General features: G+C 61.6%; 16 protein-coding genes. 6 read left to right on the plus strand and 10 right to left on the minus strand.

Annotation, left to right across the window (positions count from 1 at the left end; all coding sequences use genetic code 11):
- Positions 1-6: 6 nt before the first annotated feature.
- The gene (locus QWI75_RS19125) at positions 7-2,343 is read right to left on the minus strand and encodes a penicillin-binding protein 1A (RefSeq protein WP_289270798.1); all 2,337 of its coding nucleotides are present in this window, start codon (positions 2,341-2,343) and stop codon (positions 7-9) included.
- 332 nt (positions 2,344-2,675) lie between these two features.
- Between QWI75_RS19125 and typA the strand changes: the two genes are divergently transcribed.
- The 4 genes from typA (at position 2,676) to QWI75_RS19145 (ending at position 6,412) form a co-directional block, all read left to right on the plus strand.
- On the plus strand, positions 2,676-4,574 hold the full coding sequence (gene typA / locus QWI75_RS19130) for a translational GTPase TypA (protein WP_289270799.1): 1,899 nt from the start codon (positions 2,676-2,678) through the stop codon (positions 4,572-4,574).
- 38 nt (positions 4,575-4,612) lie between these two features.
- A complete protein-coding gene (locus QWI75_RS19135) occupies positions 4,613-5,395 on the plus strand; it encodes a hypothetical protein (protein ID WP_289270801.1) in 783 nt (260 codons plus the stop codon).
- 140 nt (positions 5,396-5,535) lie between these two features.
- Positions 5,536-6,006 carry a peroxiredoxin gene (locus QWI75_RS19140; protein ID WP_289270803.1) on the plus strand — a complete coding sequence of 157 codons (471 nt, stop codon included), beginning with the start codon at positions 5,536-5,538 and terminating at the stop codon, positions 6,004-6,006.
- 73 nt (positions 6,007-6,079) lie between these two features.
- A complete protein-coding gene (locus tag QWI75_RS19145) occupies positions 6,080-6,412 on the plus strand; it encodes a thioredoxin family protein (RefSeq protein ID WP_289270805.1) in 333 nt (110 codons plus the stop codon).
- Positions 6,413-6,585: 173 nt separating this feature from the next.
- On the opposite strand, the gene QWI75_RS19150 is transcribed toward QWI75_RS19145, so the two are convergent.
- The gene (locus QWI75_RS19150; protein ID WP_289270807.1) at positions 6,586-7,068 is read right to left on the minus strand and encodes a hypothetical protein; all 483 of its coding nucleotides are present in this window, start codon (positions 7,066-7,068) and stop codon (positions 6,586-6,588) included.
- A 204-nt stretch (positions 7,069-7,272) separates the two neighbouring features.
- Complete coding sequence (locus tag QWI75_RS19155) at positions 7,273-7,743, minus strand: hypothetical protein (RefSeq protein WP_289270809.1); 471 nt, start codon at positions 7,741-7,743, stop codon at positions 7,273-7,275.
- Positions 7,744-8,263: 520 nt separating this feature from the next.
- On the opposite strand from QWI75_RS19155, the gene QWI75_RS19160 reads away from it, so the two are divergent.
- Positions 8,264-10,036, plus strand: a complete 1,773-nt coding sequence (locus QWI75_RS19160; RefSeq protein WP_289270811.1) for an alginate export family protein — start codon at positions 8,264-8,266, stop codon at positions 10,034-10,036.
- A gap of 19 nt (positions 10,037-10,055) precedes the next feature.
- Here the strand turns inward: QWI75_RS19160 and QWI75_RS19165 are convergent, their stop codons facing one another.
- The gene (locus tag QWI75_RS19165; RefSeq protein ID WP_289270813.1) at positions 10,056-10,520 is read right to left on the minus strand and encodes a hypothetical protein; all 465 of its coding nucleotides are present in this window, start codon (positions 10,518-10,520) and stop codon (positions 10,056-10,058) included.
- Between the two features lie 409 nt (positions 10,521-10,929).
- Between QWI75_RS19165 and QWI75_RS19170 the strand changes: the two genes are divergently transcribed.
- A complete protein-coding gene (locus tag QWI75_RS19170; RefSeq protein ID WP_289270815.1) occupies positions 10,930-12,477 on the plus strand; it encodes a sigma-54-dependent Fis family transcriptional regulator in 1,548 nt (515 codons plus the stop codon).
- 146 nt (positions 12,478-12,623) lie between these two features.
- Here QWI75_RS19170 and QWI75_RS19175 read toward each other — a convergent pair whose 3' ends face one another.
- From QWI75_RS19175 to QWI75_RS19200, 6 genes are all read right to left on the minus strand, one after another.
- Complete coding sequence (locus tag QWI75_RS19175) at positions 12,624-13,391, minus strand: 6-carboxytetrahydropterin synthase (protein ID WP_289270817.1); 768 nt, start codon at positions 13,389-13,391, stop codon at positions 12,624-12,626.
- Between the two features lie 140 nt (positions 13,392-13,531).
- A complete protein-coding gene (erpA, locus tag QWI75_RS19180) occupies positions 13,532-13,852 on the minus strand; it encodes an iron-sulfur cluster insertion protein ErpA (protein ID WP_289270819.1) in 321 nt (106 codons plus the stop codon).
- Between the two features lie 136 nt (positions 13,853-13,988).
- Positions 13,989-14,576, minus strand: coding sequence for a DUF3501 family protein (locus tag QWI75_RS19185; RefSeq protein ID WP_289270821.1), 588 nt, complete (start codon positions 14,574-14,576; stop codon positions 13,989-13,991).
- Complete coding sequence (locus QWI75_RS19190; protein WP_289270823.1) at positions 14,573-15,850, minus strand: heterodisulfide reductase-related iron-sulfur binding cluster; 1,278 nt, start codon at positions 15,848-15,850, stop codon at positions 14,573-14,575. The genes QWI75_RS19185 and QWI75_RS19190 overlap by 4 nt, the downstream gene beginning before the upstream one ends.
- A gap of 120 nt (positions 15,851-15,970) precedes the next feature.
- Positions 15,971-16,399 (minus strand): rubrerythrin family protein, encoded by a 429-nt coding sequence (locus tag QWI75_RS19195; protein WP_289270825.1) that lies wholly within the window; start codon positions 16,397-16,399, stop codon positions 15,971-15,973.
- A gap of 117 nt (positions 16,400-16,516) precedes the next feature.
- Positions 16,517-16,978, minus strand: a complete 462-nt coding sequence (locus tag QWI75_RS19200) for a Fur family transcriptional regulator (protein ID WP_289270827.1) — start codon at positions 16,976-16,978, stop codon at positions 16,517-16,519.
- Between the last annotated feature and the right edge of the window lie 101 nt (positions 16,979-17,079).

A 17,079-nucleotide genomic window follows, 5' to 3' on the forward strand; every position in this document is an offset into this window, starting at 1 on the left:
TCGGATTCAGTTCAGGAGGTTGTCGGCCGGCTGCCCCATGGGCCCCGGCATTGGGGCTGGCGGCTCAGGGAGTTGGTCCAGCTTATAGAAATCGGCGGGATCGATACGCGGAGCGGCCACCTGCGTAGGCTCGGTCCCCTTGGCAAAGAGCTCGACGGTACTGCGCTCGCCCGCATCCTCGGCCAGGAGACCGGTGGACGGATCGACCTTGACGAACATGATGTCGTCGGGAATCTCAAACGGCACGACGGGAAGCTGCTTTAAGGCCTGCTTCATGAAATTGACCCAGATCGGGAGCGCCGCATGGGCGCCCGATTCCGTCTCCCCCAACGACCGCCGGTCGTCGAACCCGACATAGGTTCCCACCGCCAGGTTGGGCGTCATGCCCAAGAACCACGCATTGGTGAAGTCGTTGGAGGTGCCCGTCTTGCCGGCCACCGACCGGTCCAGCGACTTGGCCAATTGCCCCGTTCCTCGCTGGACGACATCCTCCATCATGTTGGTGATGAGGTAGGCCGTTTCCTTCGACATCACCGGCTTCGCCTGGATCTCGGTTTCTTCCAGCGTTTTCCCGCTGCTGTCCTTGACCGAGATGATCGCATAGGGCTCCGCCCGGACGCCCTGGTTTCCGAACGCCCCGTACACCGCGGTCAATTCCAACAAACTCACGCTCGACGAGCCCAAGGCCAACGAGAGATCCGGCGCCAGCGGGCTGGTCACGCCGATCGATTTGGCGAATTCCACCACGTTGCGGATGCCGACCTTGTCCAAGAGCCGGACTGTCGCGAGATTATGCGACTGGGCGAGCGCATCCCGAAGCGTGACCATGCCGTGGAACCGGCGACCGTAGTTTTCCGGTTTCCAGATCTTCTCTTCTTTCTCATCTTCATAGACCACCGGCGCGTCCAGAATCAGGCTCGCAGGGCTCAGCCCCTGGGCCAAGGCGGCGGCGTAAATGACGGGTTTGAACGCCGACCCCGGCTGCCGCTGCGCCATCACCGCCCGATTGTATTCGCTGCGGGTGAAATCGTAGCCGCCCACCATCGCGTGGATCGCTCCGGTCCGCGGATCGGTCGCGATCAGCGCGCCCTCGACTACCGGGGTCTGTTCCAGACGAAAATGAATCGTGTCCCGCTCGATCTTCTTGACGGCGACCTCGATCACGTCGCCCGGCTTGACGAGTTGTTTGGGCGACGCCACGGTCTTCACGTCCTTCACGACATCGCGCCCGATGAGCTGCCGCTGCGCCCAGGCCATGTCCTCAAACGCCAGCCGGCCGGTTTTGCTGCCGACCTGCACCAGCACGTGGTCCTTCGCGACCTTGATGACAACCCCTTGGACGATGTCGCCGGGATTCGGCAAGGGCGTGTCGGTCGATCCGGCGGACAGATCCTGCAGATCGACCGTGCCGACCGGCCCCCGCCACCCCTGCCGCTTGTCCAGCTCCCGCAACCCCTCGCGAACCGCCTGCTCGGCCGCCCGTTGCATGGGGAGATTCAAGGTCGTATGGACCTCCAATCCACCTTTGTACGCGGCCGCTTCCCCGTACTTCGCCACCAGATACTGCCGGACGTATTCCACGAAATAAGGCGCCACGCTGTCGGCGCTGGGCTTGCGGAACGCCAGGGCTTCGTTCACCGCCTCCTCCCGTTCCTGCGGCGTGATGAACCCGGCTTCTTCCATCCTGGCCAGCACATGCTCCTGGCGCTTCTTCGCGCGTTCCGGCGAGCGGAAGGGTGAATAGTGATTCGGCGATTTCGGCAAGCCCGCCAGCAGCGCGGCCTCGGGCAGTGTCAGATCCTTGAGGGGTTTGCCGTAATAGGTCTGGGTCGCCGCCGCCACCCCGTAGGCCCCTTGGCCGAAGTAGATCTGATTGAGATAGAGCTCGAGGATCTGTTCTTTGCTGAGGATCAACTCGATCTTATAGGCCAGGATCAATTCCTTCACTTTCCGGCTGAAGGTTCGCTCGGAGGAGAGGAACAGCGACCGCGCCAGTTGTTGCGTGATCGTGCTCGCGCCTTCGACCCGCCCGCCCCGGCGCAGGTTCGTCCAGGCCGCCCGCGCGATGCCCACAATATCGAGACCGGGATGCTCGAAGAACCGGGCATCCTCGACGGCGATCACCGCGTTGACGAAATTCTTGGGAATCAAGTTGATCGGGGTCAGGATGCGGCGCTCGACGTAGAATTGCCCGATGACCTGATGATCGTCCGAATAGACCCGCGTGACCTGGCTGGGTTGATAACCCTGCAGAATGTCCAGCGAGGGCAGGTCCTGCGCAAAATAGTAGAGCGTGCCTGCCGCGGCCGCCGCGCCCACGACCAGCCCGCCCAGGGCAACCATCAGCGCGACCTGCCACCACCGAAATCGGCGGCGGCGTTCCCGCAGTTCAGGAAGCGGCCCCGAGGGAGGTCCTGGCGGCGGCGAACCGGGTGAATGGGGAAGGAGTGACATGCAATCTAGCAGAGGCCGTGGGCCCGCACCTGGAGGCGAGCCGCACCCTCGGTCACCTTACAATGGGTGTTCCCAAACTGCAAGCAAGTCCGGCGCTTGGCGCGGCGGGCGCTCGCGCGATTCCGTCCGCTTGCTTGTGGCGGCCATCCCGCATCCAGTATACTGTGCTCCGACGCCGATCCACAGGCGTCTTTTTTTTGAGTTGACTTTCTGGAGCCCCCATGACGACTTCTCCGCAGCCCCCGCTTTCTTCGCAGGAACTTGAACGTCCCGGATGGACCAGACGCGAAGACATTCGCAACCTGGCCATCATCGCGCACGTGGATCACGGCAAGACCACGTTGGTTGACGCCCTGCTTCGCCAGACCCATGTGCACCGCAAGATCGAAGACATGGGCGAGCGCATCATGGACTCGATGGACCAGGAACGGGAGCGCGGCATCACGATCAGGGCCAAAAACGCGAGCATCGCCTACAACGGCGTCAAGATCAACATTGTGGATACGCCCGGACATGCCGATTTCGGCGGCGAAGTCGAGCGGACCTTGCGGATGGTGGACGGGGTCCTGCTGCTGGTCGATGCCAAAGAAGGCCCCATGCCCCAGACGACCTTCGTGCTCAAGAAGGCGCTGGCGCTCGGTCATAAGGCCATCGTCGTCGTGAACAAGATCGACCGTCCGGACGCCGTGATCGATGACGTGGTGAACCGGACCTTCGATCTCTTTGTCCATCTCGGCGCCACCAACGAGCAACTGGATTTCCCGATCGTCTATGCCTCCGCCTTGAAGGGAATCGCGACGCTGGACGTCAACAAGCCCGGCACGGATATTACGCCGCTGTTGGACACGATTCTCGTGCACCTGCCGGCCCCGGCCATCCACCAGAATGTTTCGCTCCAGCTCCTGGTGCTCGCGTTGGCCCACGATCCCTACAAGGGGAAAATGGGCATCGGCAAGTTGCTCGCCGGCTCCTTGTCCCGGCGCCAGCAGGTCTGCGTGATGCGGCGGGACGGCACGCCCGCACCAGGCCGCATTTCGGATCTCTCGATCTTTTCGGGACTGGAGCGCATCGATGTCGACCGGGTCGAAGCGGGAGAGATCGTTGCGATCGCCGGCTTGCCGGAAATTCAGATCGGAGAGACCGTCACCGACCCGGCGCAGCCGGTCGCTTTGCCGCCCGTCGCGATCGACGAGCCCACCGTGCAGATGACCTTCGGCGTGAACACCAGCCCCTTCGCCGGCCGGGAGGGCAAATACCTCACGTCGCGGCATCTCCGCGAGCGGCTCTACAAAGAGTTGGAGACGAACGTGTCGTTGCGCGTGCAGGACACGGACAGCGCCGATCGCTTTCTGGTCGCGGGCCGGGGAGAACTCCATCTCGCCGTGTTGATCGAGCAGATGCGCCGCGAAGGCTACGAATTGCAGGTGTCGCAGCCGGAAGTAATCTTCCGCAAGGACGGCGACGTGCTCACGGAACCCTATGAGGATCTCTCCATTCAGGTTCCCTCCGATTATCAGGGCGCGGTCATCGAAGAGGTCGGCCGGCGGCGCGGCGAGCTCCGGCACATGAAACTGGTCCATTTCGACAGCGGAAGCAGCGAAACCCATCTCGACTATTCGATCCCGACCAGGGGCATCATCGGCCTGAAGACCTACTTGCTGGCCAAGACCCGCGGGACGGTCATTCTCCACCACGTGTTCAAGGCCTACGAGCCGGTTGCGGCTCAGGACCTGGACGTCGCGCCCCACGGCTCGCTGGTCGCGTTTGAAGACGGCGCCAGCACCGCCTATGCCCTCTTCATGACCCAAGAACGAGGGACCCTGTTCATCGGCCCCGGCGTGGATGTGTACCGCGGCATGGTCGTCGGCCAAAACAATCGGGACGAAGATTTGGACGTGAACGTGTGTAAGGCCAAGCACCTCACCAACATGCGCGCCTCCGGATCGGACGAGGCCCTGGTGCTGACGCCTCCGCGCGAGATGAGCCTCGAATTCGCCCTGGAGTACATCGGCCAGGACGAACTCGTTGAAGTCACCCCCGAGAGCCTGCGCATCCGCAAGCGGCTCCTGAACCCCGAAGACCGCCGCAAGGCTCGGAAAGACCGCAAGGGGCAGAGCTGACCCGGGCGAGCTGTTCGCCCGACTGCCTGCGGCCCATCGTGAAAATCAAGCGCAAAACCGGCCATAGCGCGAAGCCGGGACGTCCGGTCTTTGTCGTCGGGTTCTCATTCGCCCCTTCCACGATCACGGACCTCCGTTTTTGGTTCGATCTCGAATATGGAGGCCCGTTGAAGCTCCAATCAGAACCCTCGCATCCGCCTTCATCCTCGGAATGGATCGACGTGTCCCATGCCACCTGGTCGGCCGCCCTCTGTCTCGCGCTCCCGAGGGAGCAGGCCGAGAACTGGAAGAAACAACTGGGCTGGGGGCATTCCATGGCGGCCATGATCATGCAACGCCAGGCTCCTCCGAGCCAGGCCTTCGATGCGCATCTGTTCGGCAGCCGGCTGGCACGAGGCCTGACGTTGCTCACGGAGGGCACGGCCTACGATCTTGCCGCCGGTTCGTTTCTGAACCCATCCGATTGGCAAGATCGGCCGCTGAACTCGTTCCGCCTGGCCGATCATGTCACGGTGTCGCAGACGGACGACACCGACCCGGCGCATGACTGTTTCCAAACGCACGGCCTGTCCAAATTCGGGATGGATGAGCTGGAGACCCTGAGTCCGCGGGGATTGCCCGGTCAACACACCATCGACCGGCTGCTCCAGATCGCCGAAGCCCTGCTGCACAGCGGTCGGACTCCGACGGTCGGCTCGACCATTCCTCTGCCCCGGCTCGCCCTGGACGTGCAGGTGATTGCCCACCGCACTATTCCCCACGTGCGCGGTCCCTTGTCCGTTCGACGCATTGCCTGGTCCTCCGGCGATCCCGAGCGGTGAGCGGGCTGCGGGGCACGACCTGCCGGAAGAACGTCCAGACCCTAGGCCTTTTGACCCGTTGACATGGATTTTCGAAGAGTGGTACCAAACTTGTTCGGGTTGGTGTCAGAGAAGTAGTCTTCAACCAGAAGGAGGATTCGATGGGTGATGTGGCGGCAGAAATAAAAGTGGGAGATACGGCTCCGGATTTTACGCTCAAGGATCAGGATCAGAAGGATGTGAAGCTCAGCGACTATCGCGGGAAGAAGAACGTCGTGCTGGCCTTCTATCCCCTGGACTGGAGCCCGGTCTGCACGAATGAAAACAAGTGCCTGACCGATGATTTCCCGAAATTCACCTCGGCCAACGCCGAACTGTTCGGGATCAGCACGGACAGTTTCTTCTCCCACAAGGCCTGGGCCGATCACTTGGAGCTCAAGCACCGGCTCCTGTCCGATTTCAACCGGGAGGTGGTGAAGAAGTACGGCCTGTACTTCGAGCCCTTGAACTGCGGCAAGCGCGCGACCGTCATCGTCGACAAGAACGGCAAGGTCGCCTATGTGAAGGTTCAGGAGATCAAGACCGCACGGGAGGACAAGGAGATCCTGGACGCGCTGTCGAAGCTGAACTAATCACCAGTCCTGAGTGCTGAGGGCCGAGCGTTTGGCTGACTCAGCACTCAGAACTCGGCCCTCAGCACTCCTTATGCCGGGAACCGTCGAAGACGTCAGCGACCAGAATTACGCGCAGTTCACCGGCGCGCCGGCTGCCCTCGTGGCCTATGGGCTGGCGACCTGCGAGCCCTGCAACCAATACGATCCAATCTTGGAAGAAACCGCGGCGAAGTTTCCGCAGGTGAAGATCGGCAAGGCCAAGATGCACATCCCGGGCCGATGCCGCGAGATCAAGAAAATGCACACCTTCGAGACCTATCCCACCACGCACTTCTTTTCCAACGGGAAACTGCTGCTGACCCGAGAGGGCAAGGTCGAGGCGGCCGAACTCTCCGCGCTCATTTCCGACCATCTGCTGAAATAACGTCCGCGCGGAAGTCTGCCGGCCTTATCCCGAGGAAGGATGGGGAGCCCGCGCAGCGCCGAGTTTCGCTCGAGGAGGCCTGCGCGAGCCGGCCCGGCCTCCACCCGCCTCACCGTCGCGCATCATCGTGGCATGACCGCCGGACTATGAACGGCAGAGACCTTGCCCCATCTTCATTTCACCAGAAAGACCGACCCGGCCCGGCTGGCCTTGTGCAGCGGGCAAAACACTGCGATCGTCTCCGAATAGGATTCACGCGCCTTGAATGCGCTGTGGCTGAGCCTGACGCGGTACACCTGCCCCGGTTCCACGGTCACCGAAATCGGAGCCGTATATTGCAACACCGTCTCGGTCGGCACCATCGAGTCGACCGGTCTGATGATCTGCTCCCGAACCACGGCCTGGAGCTGCGGCATGGCAAATCCATGCGGGACGTCCGTCGGATTTTCCAATACGAGGACGATCTCTTCTTGGGGAACCGCCGAAAGGTCGATGGTCCCCGAAGCCGCCTCCCAGATCGGCTGATCCGCCGAGGGAATCCGCGCCACAAATCGATATTCCGCGCCTACTGCCGAAGCGAACGTTCCCGCGGCGGTCAGGAACAGCCCCGATAGAACGCCCAAGGCACAGAACCGTCCGGCTGTCTTCATCATCATCACCCTCCTGGGATTCTTCTTTGTCCTGACAAGGGACACGATTCGGCGGTTGCGCCGTGGTCCCTTGCGATCGCTTCGCAGAGCCCCTGTCACGCAACCGCCGAACCATGCTCACGCACGCTCAGCGATGATCGAGCGTCCCGCATCGCCCGCCGATCCCTCCCGGACTAACCGGAACCGGCCGCTCGATGCCGCGCGAGCCGACTACATGACGAACATCGATCCGGCTTGATGCACGTCCTTGTGGATCGTGCAGAAAAACCGAAACGCCACGCCCGTTGATTTCGGGGCGAACAGATCGGTGGCGTGAACCCGCAACCGCTTGCTCTCTCCCGGCTTGACGGTCACCGTCATCGGCTCCACATAGGGAATCCGCATCGGCTCCGCAATGTCGCTTCCGCTCTCGGGCATGAGCACCTGTTCCCGCGTGATCATCTGAACCCCCGGCATGACGAAGGCATGCTCGGTATCGGTCGGATTTTCCAGCACAAACGTGAGCTCTTCCGCTCTGTCGGCAGGCCGCTCCAACAACATGCTGTCGGTATGCCACACCGAACGATTCCCTTCAAAATCCCTGGCGACGAAATAGATGTCCTTCCCCCAGGACGGAGCGCTGAAGTTCAGCAACAGCAAACCCGTCAGCACGGCGAACGAGATGCGAGTCACGCGGGTCATGGCAAAAACCTCCTTCGATTGAATTGGCGCCAACGACGTGAGCGGCGCGGTTATTGATCAAGCAAGTCGCGAACGGTCTGAGTCTTGAGCAAATGCGGTGCCACCCGGACATTTCACGTTCTTCGACGCATCGGGTGACGTAACGCAAGTCGGAACAACGTTTTTTCAGGACCGAGGTTGATACCGATAGGCTGAACGCCGGAATCGAGAAGGGTCCGGCCGTGATATAGCACGGTGAACCACGAGGGATCACGGTTTGTCACCGGGGAATCTCGCTCCGTTGTGCCTCCCGTCACATGTCGGAGCCGCGCCGACTCAGCATGAACAGGAGGTTTGCCTGGAAAACAGCCTGCTGGACCGATGTGGCACCGCGTTTGCTGAAGCCTTCATCTCCATGATCGTCATCGATTCACCACTCAGCGATTCCGCCGACATGCTTCGACCGGACTGGTCCTTCGCGTAGTTCGCGTCGCCGGCCCGGCCTCCGAACCGGCACGCGAGAGGATGCCTCCAGCCGTGAATGACCACACGACCCCCGTCCATGATCGCGCTGTCATTGTCTTCCGTCGCTGGCTTGATCTTGCTTGCAACGATGCTGCTGGCCCTCTCTCCTGCGACCTCGGCGGAGACGATTGAGGAATTGCGAATGCAGCTTGAGCAGATGGAGGAGCGGCAGCAGGCCGAACGGGACGAGATGAAACGGCGCATGGCGCAGATCGAAGGCAGGGCGCCCGCACCGCCGGAAGCGCCGAAGCCGAAGCTCCGCGTGTGGCTTCGAAAACCGGAGCAACTCCGTCCATCCGGCCCGGTCGCCTGTCCGGGATTCATGGAATGTCCGCCCGAACCGAAACTGCACCTGGAGGCGCCGGCTCCGGCGGACGGACCGGAGTGGCAACTCGAACTCCAGGGATACACCCGCTTTCGATTCAATCTGTACGACAACTTTTCTGACCAGCAGTTCGCGCCGGACGGCACCCTTCAGCACGGCTCATCAGCCTCGTTCAATACGTTCAGGAAAGAAGACGACCGCCTCCGTTTCAGCACCCTCCGCGGGTATGCCACGGCCGCGGTCAAGAAAGGGCCGTTCATGGCGGTGGCGTCCCTCAATTATGCCGGGGACAATTTCAACGACGGGGTGTTGCTCGGCAACGACCGCGCGCCGATGGGGCCCGCGGGCCAGCGCGAATTCCAGGTCGATACCCAACTCTTGTACCTCCAATACAACGGCTGGGCACAGGTGCGGTTGGGACGGCAAATGAACCACGTGGGGAACGGCATTGTCGGGCATATCGTGCGGGACAGCGTCACGGCACTGAAACAGTGGAACGACCAATTCAGCATGCAGATCACGTATGTCATGGGGGCCATGGGCCGCAGCATCACTAACAGCTCCGGGTCCGGCATCAGCCAGACCACCCTGCAGAAGCTGAACACTTCGTCGGCGACCGAAGAAGGCCTCGATGGGGCCATGCTGATCTTCAACTATCGGCCCACACCGAAGAACCGGTTGCAATTCTTTATCTGGCGGATGTGGGATACGACCCAGGGCGGCGTCTATAAGCAGAATCAATACCTCGACGCAAACGGATCTGGCCGGATCGGCCCGCTCGACTATGCCTTCGAGTATGCCTATTTGGGCGGGACCTCTCCGATCGTCTCCGACGACGGCAGCGGGATACACGGCAGACGCGAGCGGAACAGCGCCCATCTGGCCTATCTGGACCTTCGGTACCGGTTCGACTTGACGGCGCTCATCCCCGAACGGCCCGACTTCCTGTCCCTCGGCGCGACCTTCGGGTTCGGCAGCGGCGACAAGAACCCCGACGATGGGACGAACCGCAATTTCGACAGCCTATTCCTCGACGAAACCGGATTCCGTTACAATTTCCTGTTCTCGGACGACATCCATGGCTTTAACGGCAGAGGGTTCGACAGCCGGCGGGGGTCTGGCTTCACCAACGTGACCTTCGCGCAACCCTACGCGATCCTCCGTCCAATCGCGGATTTCCAAATCAAGGTTGCCTGGACCTGGCTGCAAGCCTCGGTCGCCCAGCCGGCCGGGACCGGGGTCCTGGGGCCCCGGCCGCTCCTGCACCCGGCCCTCTCCTACAGCCGGACGGCCGTCGGAGGGCCGACCAAAGACATCGGACAGGAGTTCGATGTCCTGGTCGATTATGTATACGGCCCGGTTCGCCTGTTCTCATACTTCGGCATGTTCCTTCCCGGCCGCCTCTATGCGCCCCATCAGGACAATGCGCTGAAGTATGAAGTCGGCGTCGAGTATCGATTTTGACGGCCTCCATGCCAAGACATCACATCACGTACAGGGACCCGGCCAGATGAATGTCCTTGTGAATCTCGCAGTAGTAGCGAAAGGCCTGGCCCGCCGACTTGTCGGCCAGGAGGCTGATGCCGTCAACCCGTACCCTTTTGCGTTCACCCGGCTTGACGGTCACCGTCAACGATTGGGCATAGACCAGGCGGATGGGCTCGGCAAGATCGCTTCCGCTCTCCGGCCAGACCACGTGTTCGCGAGTGACGAACTGCACCCCCGGCATCGCAAACGTATGTTCGGCGGTGGTCGGATTGTTCAGGATAAAGATGAGGTCTTCTTCCTTGTCGAACGCGCGCTCCAACAGCACCGTGTCCGTACGCCAGATAGGCTGGTTGCCTTGAGCCTCGGTGGCGACGAACTGCACCTCCTTACTCCAGGCCTGTTCGGTCGCCAACAACAGGACCAGCGCCGCAAGAATGGATCGAGACAGGAACGTACCCATGAACCGCACCTCCTTTTGATGACAGAAGAGAGACCGATCGTCTCTCTCACCCAATGGACCCGTGTCACGAGCAAGGGCGGTGCCAGATACCGGCCCGTGCTCCTCTGCCATGCGGAACCATGGAACATGTGGAGTCAGAAGAGATTTGTGCTGGCCGATCGCCGTCTCCGAGATAAACGGATCGGCCGAGTCAAATCCGAACCATGAACGAGAACGGTGAATCACGAAGACTCACGGGATGCAGTGCGCCTGCCCATGCTAGCCCGGTCATTCGAAAAGCGGCGGCTCCGAGACCAAGCCTGGCCGATTTGCGCAAGGTGGGAAACCGCGTCGCGGGACTGTATGATAAGCGGAAGTGGCCGGTCCAAGTTCCGGCCCCGATAATGCCGATGATTCAGAGGACGCCGACATGACCAAAAACGAACTGAATTATGAAATCCTTCTCGAAGTCACCAACGTCCTGAACTTGCAGCGCGATTGGGAGGGACTCTGGAAGGCCGTGACCAAGCAGATCCAGCGGGTCGTCCCCTGGGATCGCGCGGGCATCCTCCTGTACGACCCTCAACAGGACGGATTCCGTTTTTACGCCGTGGTGACCAACGCCCCGCCGGCCCTGCGCACCGATACGATCGTACCCCGCGTGGGGAGCGCCATGGGCTGGGTGTACGATCACAAGCAGGTGCATGTGCGGCCCAACCTGCATCAACAGCAGGTCTTCCTGGAGGACAAGTATTATCTGGAGGAAGGGCTCGGACGCATGATCAATTTCCCGCTCCTCGTCCACGACGAATGTCTCGGCACGCTGAACATCGGAAGCCGCCAGACCGGGGAGCCGGACCCGGACGACGTGAAGTTTCTCCAACTGGTCGCCACTCATATCGCCACCGCGATCGCCCAGGTTCGGGCGTACGAAGAGATCAAGCGCCTGAGCGAACAGCTCAAGCGGCAGAACGAATATCTGGCGGAAGAGGTCAAGCTGAGCCGGAATTTCGGGACGATGGTGGGCCAGTCCCCGGCATTCCGCCATGTGCTTGATCTCATTCGGGCCGTCGCCCCCACCTCCACGACCGTCCTGTTGCTGGGCGAAACGGGGACCGGCAAGGAACTCCTGGCCAGGGCCGTCCACGACGGAAGCCCGCGCCATCACAAACCGTTCATCCGCGTGAACTGCGCCGCCCTGCCCGGCGGGCTGGTCGAGAGCGAACTGTTCGGCCATGAGCGAGGCGCCTTTACCGGCGCCAGTGCCCAGCGACCAGGCCGCTTCGAACTGGCCAACGGCGGGACGCTGTTTCTGGACGAGATCGGGGAAATGCCGCTGGAGGCCCAGGCCAAGCTGCTGCGCGTCCTGCAGGACGGCATGGTCGATCGCATCGGGAGCACCGCGTCGGTCCCCGTCGACGTCCGCATCGTGGCGGCCACCAACGCCCATCTCCAGGACGCGATCAAGAAGGGAACGTTTCGCTCGGATCTCTTCTACCGCCTGCACGTGTTCCCGGTCTCGATCCCTCCGCTTCGGGAACGGCGGGAGGACATACCGCTGCTGGCGGATCATTTCCTTGCGCAAGCGGCCGCCAAACTGAAGCGGCGCCACTTGAAACTGGGCCGCCAGTCGCTGGAACGGCTGCTGGAATATAGCTGGCCGGGCAACGTCCGCGAATTGCAGAGCCTGATCGACCGGGCGGTTATTCTCTCGACCGGCGACACCGTCGAGATCGACGAGGCCTTCTTCCCGAAAACCTCTCTCTCGCCGGCCCCCTCGGTTCCGGTATTGGAGACGACACCAACGACCTTGCACCAGCTTGAGCATGAGCACATTATCGCCGTCTTAAATAGAACCGGCTGGCGGATCTACGGTCCCCAAGGCGCTGCCGCCCAATTGGGTCTGAATCCGGAAACGCTGCGGAGCAAGATCCGCAAACTGGGTCTCAAAAAACCCTCCCCGACCCTCTCCACCTGATCGCGCCCAGTGATCTTCGCTCGCGTCAATGGGACCGGCCCGGTCGCGCGTGATCGGCGACCGGCCAAGTCGAGCCAACTCTCAACGGGATCAAGGTGTTCGGAAGGGGCCGGAAGCGAGCGGAGGGATAACGGAGAACAGACCCGTCAGACCGGTCCGTTCCCGCTGTACTCGTAGAACAGGTCGCGAGATTCCACCAACCGAACCAGTTCGAGTCGTGCGCCGGTCAGGTGCGGAGCGAGCAATTGCCAGGCCCGCTGGGCGAGTTGCTCGCCGGTCATGGATGGCGGAGCAGATCGAAAACCGGGAAGGGCCTGTTCCTGCACGAGTTGGTCGAGGCGGCGAAGATCCGTGACCATGCCGGTGGCCTCGTCGATCGCCCCCTCCAGCGTGATGAAGAGGTCGTAGTCATAGGCGCGAGGGTCATGCCTGGCTGATCGACGGCTCCGGCCTGCCTCCCACAACACACTGTAGCGTCTCGTGACTGCGGCGCGGTCAAGGCCGCGGGAGCCGCGGACGACGGCGGCCAGGTCCTCATCTTCGATGAGCTTGACCCTGTGCAGCCGGCCGATATTGCGATGACGTTCGAGGCAGCGCCACAAGACCCGCGCAATGTTCTCGGTCGTGGGAATGCGGTCCTTGAAGTAGGGCGTGTCCAGGTTCAGGTGCTTATGGTCGAACTCTTCGAGCACCTGCTTGAGCACGATTTTCAAATCGTAGAGGTTCACGACCATGCCGGTCTGGCGATCGACTTCTCCGGCCACCGTCACCTCGAGAAAATAGTTATGGCCGTGGCCCGGATCGTTATAACAGGCTCCGAAGACCTCGCGGTTTCTGGCCTCGCTCCATTCCTCGCGCACATAGCGGTGCGCCGCGGCAAACTCGATCCCTTTGGTTAACAGCACCTCCGACATGGCGGTGTCTTCCTAATCCTGCTGGTCCTGAAAACGGACAAGGGCCAGGACATCACGACGGAAACCGTCCTGACCCTAGCCCTTGCGTGATTGGGTGATCGGCATGGGGGCGGGAACTGCCGCTCCCATGGCGGTCTTACTTACGCGCTGAAGGAACTGCCGCAACCGCAGGTCGTCTTGGCCTGCGGATTCTTGATCGAAAACCCGGACCCCTGCAGGCTGTCCACATAATCCACCTCCGCTCCGTTCAGGAGCGGGGCGCTTTGCGGGTCCATAATGACCTTGATGCCGCCCTTTTCGATGATCGTATCGTCTTCGCCGATTTTGGATTCGAAGGCCATGCCGTACTGATAGCCGTGACAGCCTCCGCCTCGAACATAGATGCGCAGGCCCTCCACATCCGGCTCTTCCTTCATGAGTTCCCGAATCTTATTCTCCGCGGTATCGGTGATGGTGACCATTGCGCGCTCCTCCTTTGATCCATCAATAAGATCGGACCGTTACGGTAGTATATAATGCCGGCTCGGCCCTCAGTCAACGCCGCAACCGTAAATTACCTCTTCTTTTGAGAAGGAACCCTGACCGGTAAAGTCCGGATCACTCACCGGTCAAATCAGCCAGCCATTCTTGTTGCATCTCCCGAGGCGCCAAGGCCTCAGCCCGATAGGCTGAATGGTCCACCCGAATGGACACGGGCGTCACTCCTCGCTGCAAGATCTCAATAAATCGGGGACTTGGACGAAATCGGACGAAATGCACCGCGCTGATCTTGTCTTCCTTGCTGTGCCCGCCTTCGAATTCGCCGAAGACGGCCTCCGGGCCTGCCACCAGCGAAACCGTCCGGCCTCGATCGATGCCTTGAAACGCATCGAGGTCCCGCTTGATGTCGGCGGACTCTGTCACCTCGATGAAGAGCGTGGCGCTGAGTTCGCCAGGTCCGGGCAGCAGCGCATTGTAGACTTCCAGCTCCTCCTGCACCTTGTCGGGATCGACGATCCGCTCGGCCCGGATCATCTCCTGCACCTGAAATTGGAGGGTGTCTCGATTTTCAAAGAGAAGCGTGACCTTGTCGCCGATCGAAAGCCGGCGCCGGGCCTTCAGCGGGATAATCCGCCGGCGAAACGCCTCCCGCTGGCGTTCGTATTCCTCGTAGGGGATGAGCTGCTCCCTGGTCAGCGCCTTCATGACGGCAACCCGTAGGCGTCGCGGACGATCTGAATCGGATGGAGCGTCCGTTTGCCGGCAAACGCCTGCAACCCGTTGCCGGCCTGATCCAACTGCAACCCTGCGAGCGGGCAATCGGACGCAACCAGATCGGCCGGCACCTGATCGATCTCGCGGATCGCTTTCTTGGCGATCTTCATGGAAAGGTCGAAGAACTCCGTCTTGGCCGCCCAACTGCCGTCGTGTCCGGAGCAACGTTCGATGACCTCCACCTGCGCGCCGGCCGTTTCCATCAATTCCTTCGACTTGAAGCCGATGTTCTGGTCCCGCAGGTGGCAGGGAATCTGGTAGGCCACCCGGCCCGGTTTTCGCACGAAGTCCGTCGCCAACCGGCCGGCCCGTTTGGCCCGCATCAGGTACTCGCACACATCGAACGTGCGTTCGGCGACCTTGGCCGCGTCCTCGCCCGGTAACAGATAGGGGTACTCCCGTTTCAGCATCAGACTGCAACTCGGCACGGGAACCACCACATCATACCCCTGGTCGACGAACGGACGGAGCGAGCGCAGGTTCGCACGCGCGGCCTGTCGGATGGCCTCGACATCCCCGAGGTCGAATGAGGGCATGCCGCAACAACGTTGCTCCGGAACTACCACTTCATAGCCGTTTTTCTCCAGCACCTGGACCGTCGCTCGTCCCACGTCCGTGGCCTGATAATTCACCAAACAACTGGCGAAGAGCGCCACCTTCCCGTGGGCCTTGGCCGGCTGGTTGGCGGGAGGGCGCCGTCCCCACCAACGCGCGAACGTCTCCCGCTGGAACGGCAGGAGTCGCCGCTCTCGATGAATCCCCAGCGCCTGATCGAGCAGGCTGCGAACCCATGACAATCCGAGCACCCGATTGACCAAGCTCGCGAACCGGCTGCCCATTGACCCGATGAGATCCGTCTTGACCAGGAGACGATCCCGCCAGGACGCCCCCTGCTCACGGGCCTTCTGCTGCTTCCAGGCGATCATCAACCGCGGGAAGTCGATCTCATACTGATGGGGCGGCGTGTAGGGACAGTGGTTGTAGCAGAGCTTGCAGTAGTAACACTCGTCCACCAACCGGCTGTAATCTTCGGAACGGAGCTTGGTCAGGTCGCCTTCCTGCGCATCGATCCGATCGAAGAGGGTGTTGAACGACGGACACAGGTTGAAACAGCGCCGGCATCCGTCGCAGATTTCGAAAATGCGATCCGTTTCCCGTTTGAGGTCAGCCGGCGGAACCGGCGTCAGCAGGCTCAAACCCTTCATCGTCGACACTCACATGAACGGGCCTGGGGTCGTCCGAAGGCCCCAGGCCCGTTCATGCCATGATCGTGGTCGCACCCGTAATTGACGGTCGGCGGCGAACCACTCCGCCGACCTCCGCGCTCAACCCTTGTTGAGCCCCTCCAGCCCCTTGGTAAACCGGTTTGCATGCGAACGCTCGGCCTTGGCCAGCGTTTCGAACCATTCGGCCAACTCGGCAAATCCTTCCTCCCGCGCGGTCTTGGCCATGCCCGGATACATCTGCGTGTACTCGTAGGTCTCTCCCTCGATCGCGGCCTTCAAATTGGCCTCGGTGTTGCCGATCGGGACGCCGGTCGCGGGATCGCCGACCTCTTTGAGAAAATCCAAATGCCCGAATGCATGGCCGGTTTCCGCCTCCGAGGTATCCCGGAAGAGGCCGCCGATGTCCGGATACCCTTCGATATCCGCCCGTCGGGCGAAGTAGAGATACCGGCGATTGGCCTGGGATTCGCCGGCAAAGGCGTGCTTGAGATTTTCATGGCTCTTGGTCCCATTCAAACTCTTCCCCATCTCGAACCTCCTTCTGTGTGGATCGTCATGAATGCTCTCCGTCTCCTGAGAACTCTCGCCTCTGCGCCGAGAGCCCTCCGCCCTCCCCTGCTCTTCTCGTAAACCTGGAGACGGCAATTATCGCCTGCCTCCCGTGCCCTGTTGCTTGCGGCGGCATCGCTCGCAGAACCCGTAGAACTCGACCCGGTGGCGGCGGACCTCAAATCTCTTCGTGACGGGGGCCGCCAGCGAAAGCCGATCCAACCGTTCGTCCATGACATCTTCGATACGGTGACAGGCAGTGCAGATGAGATGGTGGTGAGGGGTGACGTTCCCGTCGAATCGCGCCCCATCGTGTCCAAAGTTGACTTCCTGCACCAGCCCCGCCCGCCGGAGCGCGCTGAGAGTGTAATAGACGGTATTCTGCGACAGGTTCGGGTAGGTCCGCCTGACCGACGCATAGAGCGTCTCCGCCGTCGGATGGCTGGTCGTCGCGACCAGCGCGCGATAGATGGCGGCGCGCTGAGGCGTCAGCCGCAATCCGCACGCGCGGAAGCGACGGCGAAGCTCCTCATCCCCCAGCATCACGTTCAGCGCCATAGTTAGGAATGATTCCTAACATGTGACCGTCGGGAAGGTCAAGGCGGTCCCGAGGGATCCAGCGGAGCACCGGCAATTGCGGCCAGCCCCTGTACGAGGCG

This window comes from Nitrospira tepida (genome assembly GCF_947241125.1).
GTDB lineage: Bacteria > Nitrospirota > Nitrospiria > Nitrospirales > Nitrospiraceae > Nitrospira_G > Nitrospira_G tepida.

Excerpts from the sequence above, each read along its gene's own strand:
- QWI75_RS19165 (WP_289270813.1), bottom strand. The coding sequence starts at position 10,520 with ATGGGTACGTTCCTGTCTCGATCCATTCTTGCGGCGCTGGTCCTGTTG.
- QWI75_RS19200 (WP_289270827.1), bottom strand. The coding sequence starts at position 16,978 with ATGGCGCTGAACGTGATGCTGGGGGATGAGGAGCTTCGCCGTCGCTTC.
- erpA (WP_289270819.1), bottom strand. The coding sequence starts at position 13,852 with ATGGTCACCATCACCGATACCGCGGAGAATAAGATTCGGGAACTCATG.
- QWI75_RS19125 (WP_289270798.1), bottom strand. The coding sequence starts at position 2,343 with ATGGTTGCCCTGGGCGGGCTGGTCGTGGGCGCGGCGGCCGCGGCAGGC.
- QWI75_RS19195 (WP_289270825.1), bottom strand. The coding sequence starts at position 16,399 with ATGGGGAAGAGTTTGAATGGGACCAAGAGCCATGAAAATCTCAAGCAC.
- QWI75_RS19155 (WP_289270809.1), bottom strand. The coding sequence starts at position 7,743 with ATGACCCGCGTGACTCGCATCTCGTTCGCCGTGCTGACGGGTTTGCTG.
- QWI75_RS19160 (WP_289270811.1), top strand. The coding sequence starts at position 8,264 with ATGACCACACGACCCCCGTCCATGATCGCGCTGTCATTGTCTTCCGTC.
- QWI75_RS19190 (WP_289270823.1), bottom strand. The coding sequence starts at position 15,850 with ATGAAGGGTTTGAGCCTGCTGACGCCGGTTCCGCCGGCTGACCTCAAA.
- QWI75_RS19175 (WP_289270817.1), bottom strand. The coding sequence starts at position 13,391 with ATGTCGGAGGTGCTGTTAACCAAAGGGATCGAGTTTGCCGCGGCGCAC.
- QWI75_RS19185 (WP_289270821.1), bottom strand. The coding sequence starts at position 14,576 with ATGAAGGCGCTGACCAGGGAGCAGCTCATCCCCTACGAGGAATACGAA.
- QWI75_RS19140 (WP_289270803.1), top strand. The coding sequence starts at position 5,536 with ATGGGTGATGTGGCGGCAGAAATAAAAGTGGGAGATACGGCTCCGGAT.
- QWI75_RS19150 (WP_289270807.1), bottom strand. The coding sequence starts at position 7,068 with ATGATGATGAAGACAGCCGGACGGTTCTGTGCCTTGGGCGTTCTATCG.
- QWI75_RS19145 (WP_289270805.1), top strand. The coding sequence starts at position 6,080 with ATGCCGGGAACCGTCGAAGACGTCAGCGACCAGAATTACGCGCAGTTC.
- QWI75_RS19170 (WP_289270815.1), top strand. The coding sequence starts at position 10,930 with ATGACCAAAAACGAACTGAATTATGAAATCCTTCTCGAAGTCACCAAC.
- typA (WP_289270799.1), top strand. The coding sequence starts at position 2,676 with ATGACGACTTCTCCGCAGCCCCCGCTTTCTTCGCAGGAACTTGAACGT.